The 10,786-nt window shown below is 61.2% G+C and carries 11 protein-coding genes; all 11 read left to right on the top strand.

Going from position 1 to position 10,786, the window contains the following annotated elements; all coding sequences use genetic code 11:
• On the top strand, positions 1-383 hold a 383-nt coding region (locus tag O6929_06695; GenBank protein ID MCZ6480073.1), incomplete at its 5' end, for a tyrosine-type recombinase/integrase.
• Positions 384-594: 211 nt separating this feature from the next.
• The gene (locus tag O6929_06690) at positions 595-1,572 is read left to right on the top strand and encodes a polyprenyl synthetase family protein (GenBank protein MCZ6480072.1); all 978 of its coding nucleotides are present in this window, start codon (positions 595-597) and stop codon (positions 1,570-1,572) included.
• Between the two features lie 13 nt (positions 1,573-1,585).
• Positions 1,586-2,644 carry a glycosyltransferase family 9 protein gene (locus tag O6929_06685; GenBank protein MCZ6480071.1) on the top strand — a complete coding sequence of 353 codons (1,059 nt, stop codon included), beginning with the start codon at positions 1,586-1,588 and terminating at the stop codon, positions 2,642-2,644.
• A 125-nt stretch (positions 2,645-2,769) separates the two neighbouring features.
• Positions 2,770-4,587, top strand: a complete 1,818-nt coding sequence (gene lepA / locus O6929_06680; protein ID MCZ6480070.1) for a translation elongation factor 4 — start codon at positions 2,770-2,772, stop codon at positions 4,585-4,587.
• Positions 4,588-4,652: 65 nt separating this feature from the next.
• A complete protein-coding gene (gene lepB, locus O6929_06675) occupies positions 4,653-5,327 on the top strand; it encodes a signal peptidase I (GenBank protein MCZ6480069.1) in 675 nt (224 codons plus the stop codon).
• A 130-nt stretch (positions 5,328-5,457) separates the two neighbouring features.
• A complete protein-coding gene (gene hrcA, locus O6929_06670; protein ID MCZ6480068.1) occupies positions 5,458-6,510 on the top strand; it encodes a heat-inducible transcriptional repressor HrcA in 1,053 nt (350 codons plus the stop codon).
• A 65-nt stretch (positions 6,511-6,575) separates the two neighbouring features.
• Complete coding sequence (locus tag O6929_06665; protein ID MCZ6480067.1) at positions 6,576-7,202, top strand: nucleotide exchange factor GrpE; 627 nt, start codon at positions 6,576-6,578, stop codon at positions 7,200-7,202.
• Positions 7,195-8,304 (top strand): molecular chaperone DnaJ, encoded by a 1,110-nt coding sequence (gene dnaJ / locus O6929_06660; GenBank protein MCZ6480066.1) that lies wholly within the window; start codon positions 7,195-7,197, stop codon positions 8,302-8,304. The genes O6929_06665 and dnaJ overlap by 8 nt, the downstream gene beginning before the upstream one ends.
• A 180-nt stretch (positions 8,305-8,484) precedes the next feature.
• On the top strand, positions 8,485-9,210 hold the full coding sequence (locus O6929_06655; protein MCZ6480065.1) for a 16S rRNA (uracil(1498)-N(3))-methyltransferase: 726 nt from the start codon (positions 8,485-8,487) through the stop codon (positions 9,208-9,210).
• Positions 9,211-9,278: 68 nt separating this feature from the next.
• A complete protein-coding gene (locus O6929_06650; protein ID MCZ6480064.1) occupies positions 9,279-10,142 on the top strand; it encodes a hypothetical protein in 864 nt (287 codons plus the stop codon).
• Entirely contained in the window at positions 10,139-10,750 is a 612-nt protein-coding gene (gene coaE / locus O6929_06645) for a dephospho-CoA kinase (GenBank protein MCZ6480063.1), read from the top strand. Before O6929_06650 ends, coaE begins: the two co-directional genes overlap by 4 nt.
• Positions 10,751-10,786 lie beyond the last annotated feature (36 nt).

Raw genomic sequence — 10,786 nt, 5'->3', positions numbered from 1 at the left:
AGGAGGTCCCGGTCCTGAGAGCGCCCCGGACGGAGAAAGCGGTGGTGGAGGTCGAGGCGGATGATTTCATTTTCCCCTCGAGCGTGGGGACGCCCCAGGATCCGAAAGGCTACCTGCGCCGCTTCTTCTTCCCGGCATTGGCCAAGGCGGAATTGCGGCGGATCCGCTTTCACGATTTGCGCCACACCTATGTGGCGCTCCAGATTCAGGCCGGCGCCAATGCGAAATATATTCAGCAGCAGGTGGGCCACGCCTCCTATCAATTCACCATGGACCAGTACGGCGGCCTGTACGATGATCAGGACGCCACGGCGGCGGCGCGCTTGGAGGCGACCGTGTTCGGGACGGACCGCAAAAACGTTGTCGGTCTGCTGTCGGTCTGAAATCTCTCCCCTTCTTTGGGGTTCCTTGCTAATCCTTGCTCGTTCGCAAGTGCTTATATATAAGGATAGGCAAGGACTCACAAAGACCCGTAACCCCCCGCTAATTCGGTGTTGAACCCAAGGGTTCCGTGTGCTATGGTGGTGGGCGTTCGCCGGCAGGTCCACGCCTGCGAAGCTGCGTCACAGGCCCGCCGCCAGAGGAGCTCACCCCATGTTGCGTGAACTCGTGTTCGCCCCGGTGGCCAAAGAGCTCGAGGAGGTCGAGCGGCGGATTCAAACGAGGGTGTTGAGCCGCGCCGATCTCATCTCCGAAGTGACGACCTATGTTCTCGGCAGCGGCGGCAAGCGGGTTCGCCCCGCCCTGCTCCTCCTCTCTGCCCGGATGTGCGGCTACAATGCGGGGGAGCGCGATGTGGATCTGGCGGTGGTGGCGGAGTATATGCACGTCGCCACCCTGATCCATGATGACATTATTGATAACGCCCAAAAGCGCAGAGGGCAGCCGTCAGCCAACGCGCGATGGGGACCACACGTCTCAGTCCTGGTCGGCGACTTTCTCTACTCGCACTCGATCCAACGGCTGGTCAGTGACGGGGACTTTCGCATCCTCAAGGCCTTCGCCGATGCCACCGTGGCCATGACCGAGGGAGAGATCCTGGAGCTGAAGTGGCACCGGAATCCCGATATCCTGTACCAGGACTACCTCACCATCATCACCTGTAAGACCGCGGCCCTCTTCTCCGCCGCGTGCCGGACCGGGGCATTGGTCGCCGGGGTGGACGAGACCCGGGTGGAGGCGTTGACGGAGTTCGGTCTGAACCTGGGGATCGGGTTCCAGCTGGTGGACGATGCACTGGACTTGGTGGCGAGCGAGGAGATCCTGGGAAAGCCCGTGGGGAACGATCTCCTGGAGGGGAAGGTGACCTATCCCCTGATTCATGTTTTCCATCACGACCGGGGCGCCGAGCGGGATGAGGTCTGCCGTCTCATCGGCAATGGACCGTTGCGGGAGGCCGAGGTGGAGACGATCCATCGATATGTGACGGAGCGAGGGGGGGTGAAGGCGGCGGTGGAAGAGGCCCGGAAGTACCTGAGGAAAGCCCGAGATCACCTGGTCCCGTTTCCCGACAACGCCGCCCTGCGCTCTCTGGAAATGTTGGTGGATTTCATCGTCGAGCGAGAGTGGTGACGAGCCGGTCGAGGTGACAGCCAAACGAGTTCTGATCGTCAAGCTGAGTTCTTTGGGGGATCTCATTCACGCCCTCCCCACCATCCATTGCCTCAAGGTGGGCTTGCCTGCCTCCATCACCTGGGTCGTGAATGCCGCATATGCTCCCCTCCTCCGGCATGCCGCGGATGTGGACGAGGTGATCCCTTTTGACCGCGAGCGCCCCCTGCGGGGGATGTGGAGGGTGGTCTCGGAACTGCGGCGGAGGGAGTTCGATCTCGTCATTGACCTGACCGGCCTCTTCAAGAGTGCCCTGATCAGCCGCCTGGCGCGAGGGAGGCTCTGCCTCGGCCCCTCGTACGCGCGGGAGTTTTCCTGGCTTTTCTACCACCAGCAAATTGGCTCGAGCGATCTCGATCGTCATGCGGTCGAACGGTATCTCGACGTCGTTCGGGCGTTCAAGCTGGAAGAGCGGGATCGCGTCTTCCCGCTCACGTTCCCGTCCTCGCCGCTCCCTGTCGACGGGTCGCAGCCGGTTGTGGTCTTGATTCCCAGCGCGCGGTGGCCCACCAAGCTCTGGCCGGCGACGTCCTTCGCCGATTTGGCGGATCGACTTCGCCGGGACCGGGTTCGGGTGGTGGCGGTGGGGGGTGAGCTGCCGAGTCCCGAGGACCCCCTGGGCGGGGTGGAAGGCGTGGTGGACCTGCGCGGGCGGACCTCCCTGGCGGAACTCGGGGCAGTCCTGGAACACGCCGATCTCATTATTGCGAATGATACCGGCCCGATGCACCTCGCCGCGGCGCTCGGACGGAGAGTGATCACCCTCATGGGGCCGACCGATCCGCGGCGCACCGGACCGTACGGGACAGGCCATCGGATCCTTTCGACCTTTCCTCCTTGCAGTCCTTGCTTTTCGAAGGTCTGCCGGAACCCGGCGGGACAAATCTGCCTCCGGGATCTACGCCCGGCTGAGGTATACACCGCTGCCACCCAGATGCTCAGGGAGCGCTCAGCAGATACGGGGCAGCGTCCTGAGACCCGCGCTCCATCGGACCCGGTTCCTTCCACGCTGGATCCTTCCTCTCCATCATGAACCAATCCCCAGCGCATGGGAAACCCCTGAGGAGTGTCTGAGCGCATGTGCGGGGCCACAGCTTCCCCGGCGATGAGGTATAATTAGTTGTTAGGTTGCTTTTAACTTTGGACCTCGGACCTCCTATGCGTACCGACCCGAAATACATTCGGAACTTCTCCATCATCGCCCACATCGACCACGGGAAGTCGACCGTGGCCGATCGGCTCCTGGAGTACACCGCGACCGTCCCGGCCCCGAAGATGCGAGAGCAGGTCCTCGACCGGATGGACCTGGAGCGGGAGCGGGGGATCACCATCAAGGCCAAGGCGGTTCGCCTCCACTACGACTCGCAGGAGGACGCCGGTTATACCCTCAACCTGATCGACACCCCGGGCCATGTGGATTTCACGTACGAGGTCTCCCGCGCCTTGAGTGCCTGCGAAGGGGTGTTGTTGGTGGTGGATGCGGCTCGGGGGGTTCAAGCGCAGACGCTCGCCAACCTGTCCCTGGCCGTTGCCCATGATCTCGCCATTATTCCGGTGATCAACAAGATCGACCTCCCCAACGCAGATGTCGCCCGCGTCAGGCAGCAGATGGAAGACATCTTAGCGATCGATGCCTCCGGGGCAATCTCGTGTAGTGCCAAGGAAGGGATCGGAACGCAGGAGATCCTCGAGGCGATCGTGGCGCGCATCCCCCCGCCGCAGGCAGACCCACAGGCGGCCCTGAAGGCGCTGGTTTTTGATTCCTGGTTTGATTCCTTCCAGGGGGTCATTGCCTGCATACGAGTGGTGGACGGGTTCGTCCGCCCCGGACTCCGCATTTGCCTCATGTCCAATGGCGCCACCTTCGAGGTGAGCCAGGTGGGGGTCTTCTCCCCGGAGATGCGGCCGGTCCCGGTGCTGGGAGCTGGTGAGGTGGGATATCTGATGGCCGGGATGAAAGATGTCCGCCAGGTCCGGGTCGGGGACACGCTTACCACGGCGGACAAGCCAACGCGTACCCCTCTCCCAGGTTTCCGGGAGGTGCGTCCTGTGGTCTTCGCGGGGCTCTATCCCGTCGAGGGAGGGGATTACCTGCGGTTGCGGGAGGCCCTCGAGAAGCTCAGGCTCAACGATCCGGCCTTTACCTTTGAGCCAGAGACCTCGGCGGCGTTAGGCTTCGGTTTCCGGTGCGGATTCCTGGGACGGTTGCATATGGAGATTGTTCAAGAGCGGTTAGAGCGAGAATTCAATCTGGAGCTGCTCACGACTGCGCCCACTGTGGTTTACCGGGTCCGGCTCACCGATGAGACGCTGGTGGAGGTCGACAATCCCTCCCGTCTCCCCTCCCGCGAGCGTCTGGTAAGCACGGAGGAGCCGTACATCCGTGCCCTCATCCTGCTGCCGGCCGAATATGTCGGACCTGTCCTGGCCCTCTGCCAGGAGAAGCGGGGGGTCCAGGTCGGCCTGGAGTATCTCCAGGACCGCCGCGTCCTGATCACATATGATCTCCCCTTGGGTGAGATCATCCTCGATTTCTACGACCGGCTCAAATCCCTTACCCGCGGCTATGCCTCGTTCGATTATGATTTGATTGATTACCGGGGAGGGGATTTGGTAAAGCTGGATGTCCTGGTCAACGGGGAATCTGTGGATGCCCTCTCCGCGATTGTGCACAAGGACCACGCCTATGCCCGCGGGCGGCAGCTCACCGAAAGGCTCCGGAAAATCATCCCGCGGCAGCTCTTTGAGGTGGTGCTACAGGCGGCCGTGGGGGGGAAGGTAATCGCCCGGGAAAGCGTCCCCCCTGTCCGGAAGCATGTCACTGCCAAGTGCTACGGGGGTGATGTCACCCGCAAGCGCAAGCTTCTGGAGCGTCAGAAAGAAGGAAAGAAACGAATGAAGCGGGTGGGGCGCGTAGAGATCCCCCAGGAGGCTTTTATGGCCGTCCTGGATATACGGAGGGGAGAGTCCAGGTAGCGGAGGGGTCCTGAGGCGCGGGGGCGGGACCAGGCGACCCGCGCGCGCATCGGAGAAGGGAAAGCATGGATCGCGAGCAAGAACGCGAGGCGCCAGTGCAGGTGGGGGAGTCGGCTGCCCCGGAGGCCCGCGAGCGCCTGAAGTCGGTTGCCCGCGAGTGGCTGGAGGCTCTGGCCGTCGCCGTACTCCTGGCCTTGTTCATCCGAACCTTTGTGGTCCAAGCATTCAAGATCCCCTCCGGCTCCATGATCCCCACGTTGCTGGTTGGGGACCATATCCTGGTGAACAAGTTCATCTATGGGGTCCGCATCCCCGTGCTGGATACCTGGATCGTCGGCCCCTGGGTCGCAGAGCGACAGGACATCATCGTCTTCAAGTATCCTCACGATGAGAGCCGGGACTTCATCAAACGGGTCATCGGGCTGCCAGGAGATGTGGTGGAGGTTCGGGGGAAGCGGGTCTATATCAATGAGAAACCCCTCGACGAGTCCTACCTCGTCCACGCAGACCCGGCCATGAGAGGGAACCCCGGTTCGCCCGGAGACTTCTACGGGCCAATCACGGTCCCGGAGGATAAGCTCTTCGTGCTCGGGGACAACCGGGACCATAGCCAAGACAGCCGGTTTTGGGGATTTCTAGACATTCACAAGGTGGAAGGGGAGGCGTTCATCATCTATTGGTCCTGGGACTCGCAAGAGGGAGGGCCGCGCTGGAACCGGCTTGGGAAGCTGATCGATTAAGGACGTCCGACGTCCAAAGTCCTGAACCCCAGTGGCCCCCCTTTCTCCTTGACAAGGACCGATCTCGTTTCAGTATACTAAGGGTGTTAGCACTCTTAGGATGAGAGTGCTAGGTGATCAGGAGAATATGTTGACTGGTGACACGACAATGGAGTTGACCGACCGGCAACGGGAGGTCCTGCGGGCGATCATCCAGGACTATATTTTGAGTGCCGAGCCCGTTGGCTCCCGGAGTGTGGCGCGGAAATATGGGTTCCAGATGAGTCCGGCCACGATCCGCAATATCATGGCCGATCTGGCAGACCTCGGGTATCTCGTCCAACCCCATACGTCAGCGGGTCGGGTCCCGACCGATCTGGGGTACCGGTTCTATGTAGACAGCCTGATAGAACGACCTTCTCTCACCCGGGCGGAAGAAAGCGTAATCGAGAAGCGATTTCGTCCGGTGTGGGGAAAGGGAGAGGATCTGATGCGGGAGGTCACGAAGCTCCTCTCTGGCCTTTCGCGTTCGGTTGGAGTGGTCCTCGCGCCCCGGGTGGACCAAGTGGCGATCAAGCGGATCGAGTTTGTTCATCTGTCAGCGGAACGAATCTTGGTCATCCTGATTACCAAGTCGGGACAGGTCCACCACAGGGTGGTGACTCTTGACGAGGTGATTTCCCAGGATGAGTTGAATAAGACCGCCAAGCTTCTCAATTCACTGGTAGAGGGGATGCCTCTGTCCCGGGTGCGGCAATTTCTGGTCGAGAAGATGGCCGAGGAGAAAGCCATGTACGACGCGCTCCTCCGCCGGGCCCTCGAAGTCGGGCACAAGAGTTTTGTGGAACCGACGGAGGGGGAGGTGTACATCGATGGGACCACCAATATGATGCAGCAACCAGAGTTTGCCGACATCGAGAAGATGCGGTTGATCTTTGTGGCCTTCGAGGAAAAGTCGAAGCTCGTGAAGATCCTGGACCAATGCCTGGCCCAAGAAGGGCTCACCACCATTATCGGCTCGGAGAACATCCTCCGGGAATGGCAGCGATTGAGCCTGGTAACGGCCCCGTACTGGTGCGGGGACGATCTCTTGGGAACGTTAGGAGTGATCGGCCCGACTCGGATGGAGTACGGCAAGATCATCCCCCTGGTCGATTTCACCGCCAAGTTGCTCAGTCAGTACTTGACAGAAGAGGCTTCGTAGCGAGGGCGGAGATCCCGAGGGTCGGGGTTTCCCTCTCGTTTTTTTGCCTCCAAGGGATGTTGCGGATGTCCGAGGAACGGCAGCAAGAGGAGCGGAGTCCAGAAGAGGCCCAACAGATTCCAGACGTGTCCGAAGAGACAGCGCCAGGCCAGGAGACGGCGCCTGAAGAGGAGCTGTCGCAGAAGGTCGCGGTTCAGGCAAAAGAAATCCAGGAGCTGCAGGACCGTCATCTGCGCCTGGCAGCCGAGTTTGACAATTACCGGAAACGGGTGGTGCGCGAGCGGGCCGAGTTGGTCCGGACCGTGCAAGAAGGGCTGCTGTTAGAGTTGCTTCCGGTGCTCGACAATTTCGAGCGGGCCCTTGCCGCCGCGCGGTCCTCCGCCGCGTCATCTCGGGCGGAAGAGGCCGTCATTGAGGGAGTTGACCTGACCCTCCGTCTCTTCAAAGGCGTGCTCGAGAAGGCGGGGGTGAAGGCGATTGAGAGCGTCGGACAGCAGTTCGATCCGGCTGTCCATCACGCGGTGGAGCAGGTGCAGACAAACGACCATCCGGAGAGCACCGTCGTCGAGGAGGTCCTTCGCGGGTACGTGTTGGATAAGAAGGTCCTCCGGCCAGCTCTGGTCAAGGTTTCCTCCGTTCCCGCACCTTCCCCCCAGGCCGAGACCCCCTCCGAGGGAAAAGGCAGTGAGTAAGGACTACTACCAAATTCTGGGGGTGTCGCGGGGAGCCTCGCCCGACGAGATCAAAAAGGTGTATCGGCGCCTCGCCATGAAGTTGCATCCCGATAAGAATCCCGACGACACTGCGGCGGTGGAACAGTTCAAGGAAATCAACGAGGCCTACGAGGTCCTGTCGAATCCTGAAAAGCGGCAGGAGTATGACAGATATGGAACGGTGGGGGGCCGGATGGCCGAAGCGTATCCCGACTTCGATGTGGGGTTCGGGACGGGCTTCGGGGGGCTTTTTGAAGATATCCTGGAAGGGTTCTTTGGAGGAGCGGGCAGGCGGAGTGCGGCCCAGCGAGGGGCTGACTTCCGCTATGCGCTGACTATCACGTTAGAGGAAGCTGCCAAGGGATCCGAGAAGGAGATCATCCTTTCTCGATTGGAGGTGTGTGAGGGGTGTCGCGGCACCGGGGCGCGGCCGGGGACGCGCCCGAAGGCCTGTCCGGTCTGTCGCGGGAGCGGCCAGGTTCGGTTCTCGCGAGGCTTTCTCACGGTCAGCCAGGCATGTCATCAGTGTGGAGGCGAGGGGCACGTCATCGATTCCCCTTGCCGGACGTGTCGGGGGGAGGGGCGAGTCAGAACGGAACGGACCGTAGCGGTGAAGGTCCCCAAAGGGGTGGAAACCGGGACACGGCTTCGGATCAGTGGCGAAGGGGAAGCTGGAACGAAGGGAGGCCCCCCCGGTGACCTCTACGTGGTGGTCCAAATCGCGGCGCACCCGATGTTTCACCGGGAGGGTGATGATTTGACCTGTGAAGTCCCAATCAACTTCACGCAGGCCGCCTTGGGGGGCGAGGCCATGGTTCCGACCCTCACCGAGATGATCCCCATTCACATCCCGCCTGGAACGCAACCCGGCACGGAGTTTCGCCTGGAGGGATACGGTCTTCCGAACCTCCGGGGGTACGGGCGAGGCGACCTCAAGGTCAAGGTCCTCGTAGAGATTCCCACCCGCCTCACCGCCAAGCAGCAGGAGCTCTTAGAGGAGCTCCACCGACTGGAGAATGGGGAGGGAACTCCCCTGAGCAAAGGCTTCTTTGAGAAGGTCCGGGAGCTCTTCGGCGGATGAATGTGGTTCGCGGGTCACAGATGGCAATGTCTGACACCGGGTACTAGCCTCTCGGATTCCTCCTCCATCCAACACCGCTGCCAAGCATCTCTCGTATATTTCCGGTGACCTGTCAGATCCGAGGTGAGATCGTAGGGGACAGTGAAATCCTTGGTTGACTTCGGACATCGGACCTAAAGGATGCATCGTTTCTACGTGACCGAAGAACAACTCGTGGGCGGCTGCGTTCGGTTCAATCCGGCCCAGGTTCGCCAGATCATCCGCGTCCTCCGGATGGGGGTGGGCAGTCGCGTGCTGGCGTTCAACGGCAGCGGCCAGGAATGGGAGGTGGAGATTGCAACATCCTCTCCCCGTGAGGTCGTTGGTCGGATTGTGGCGGAGGTCTCGATGGTGAGAGAATCTCCTCTTCGAATTGTACTGCTCCAGGGGCTTCTCAAAGGAGACAAGATGGACTATCTGATCCAGAAGGTGACGGAGATGGGGGTGGCCGAAGTCGTCCTCCTTTCCACCCGACGGACGGTCGCTCAGGGATCGGGCAGAGTGGCCCGGTGGAGCCGGATCGCCCTCGAGGCGGCAGAGCAGTCGGGTCGCTTGACCGTCCCGGGGCTCACCGGACCCTACCGCCTTGAAGCAGAATATATTGCCGGACCGGCCGCCGGTGCTGCGATTGTCCTCTGGGAGGGAGAGCGGGTTGGGACGTTTGCCGAGGTGTTAGATCGGGCGTCCCCCCCGAATGAGATACGGATCCTGGTGGGTCCGGAGGGGGGGCTGGAGACGGACGAGGTGGCTCTGCTGAGAGAAAAGGGTTTCGTTCCCGTCTCCCTGGGACCCAGGACGTTGCGCGCGGAGACTGCCGCCGTGGCCGCGCTGGCTGTTCTCCAGCACCGGTGGGGTGACCTTCGCTAAACAGCGCTGGGCAGCCAGCGGTCGGCTGGCCGCCGAACTCGTTCATTTTGGGGAGAGCCTTTCGGACCATGCGGGTGCACCTCATTGATGGAACGTCGTACATCTATCGCGCTTTTTTTGCCCTGCCCCCCATGAGCGACTCCAGGGGGCTCCCCACCAATGCCATCTACGGCTTTACCAATATGCTCCTCAAGGTATTGCGGGAGCAATCCCCCGAGCATATCGCCATGGTGTTTGATGCTGGAGGCGAGACGGAACGCCACCGGGAATTTGAGGCCTACAAGGCGCAGCGCCCGCCCATGCCTGATACCCTGGCGCCTCAGATTCCCTATGTCTATCGTGTCGTGGAAGCATTGCAGGTTCCCACGCTGATGGAGGAAGGGTATGAAGCGGATGACATCATAGGGACGCTCGCGACGCGAGCCGTTGCGGATGGATTTCAGGTGACCATTGTCTCCGGCGACAAGGATCTTTTCCAGCTGGTCAATCCTGCCATCGAGGTCTACGATCCGATGCGGGACAAGACCTATAGGGTTCAGGATGTCCAGGAGCGGTACGGGGTCCCACCACAGGCGATGACGGACCTCATGAGTCTCGTTGGGGATGCCGTTGATAATATCCCGGGAGTGCCCGGGGTGGGGGAGAAAACGGCCAGCACGCTGATTCAGGAATTTGGCACCGTCGAGAATCTGATCGACTCCCTCGATCAGGTCAAGCGACCAAAGCTTCGGGAGGCCTTGAGTGCCCATGCGGCACGGATCCGGAAGAACCGTTCACTCGTCACCCTTCGTACCGACCTCCCCCTGTGTGTCTCCCCGCAGGACCTCCGACGGCAGGTTCCCGATGCGGAGCGGCTTCGGACCCTGTTCGAGGAGTTGGGGTTTACGCGCTTGCTCAGCGCCCTGGCAGAGGGCGGGCGAGGGATCCCGTGATCATTGTGGGGCTGACAGGGGGCATTGCGACCGGCAAGAGCACGGTCGCGGGGATCTTCGCGAAGGGGGGGGCTACGGTCCTTGACGGGGATGAAGTGGTTCGAGAATTGCAGGTACCAGGGACGAAAGTCTTTGAAGCCACCGTCGAGGCCTTTGGGCCGGACATCCTGCAACGCGACGGGACCATCAATCGGAAATTATTGGGAGAGATAGTCTTTCGTGATGAACGATTGCGCAGGCGACTCGAGACCATCGTTCATCCTGCGCTGGTCGTCGCGGTCGAGGAACGGCTGGCTGAACTCCGGATACAAGGAATCCCCGTATGCGTAGTGGAACTCCCCCTCCTCATCGAGTCTGGGTCTGAAGGTCGGTTTGACTGGGTGGTGGTCGTCACCGCCCCCGAAGAGGTGCAGGTGACTCGCCTCATGACAGATCGGGGGCTGAGCCGAGAAGAAGCCTTGGCCCGAATCCATACTCAGATGCCTCTTTCGGAGAAGGTCAAGCGGGCCGATTTCGTGATCGAGAATGGAGGGGATCTTCAGGAGACGGAACGGAGAGTCCAGGAAATATTCCAGGTGCTGCTCCGAGTGGGGCCAAAAAAACCTTGACAAGGATGGAAGGTGTTCTTACCATGCACTCTAGAC

It is taken from the genome of Candidatus Methylomirabilota bacterium (assembly GCA_027293415.1).
Taxonomy (GTDB): domain Bacteria; phylum Methylomirabilota; class Methylomirabilia; order Methylomirabilales; family CSP1-5; genus CSP1-5.
Note: the sequence above shows the minus strand (reverse complement) of the source record. Positions and strands in the feature narration are given on the sequence as shown.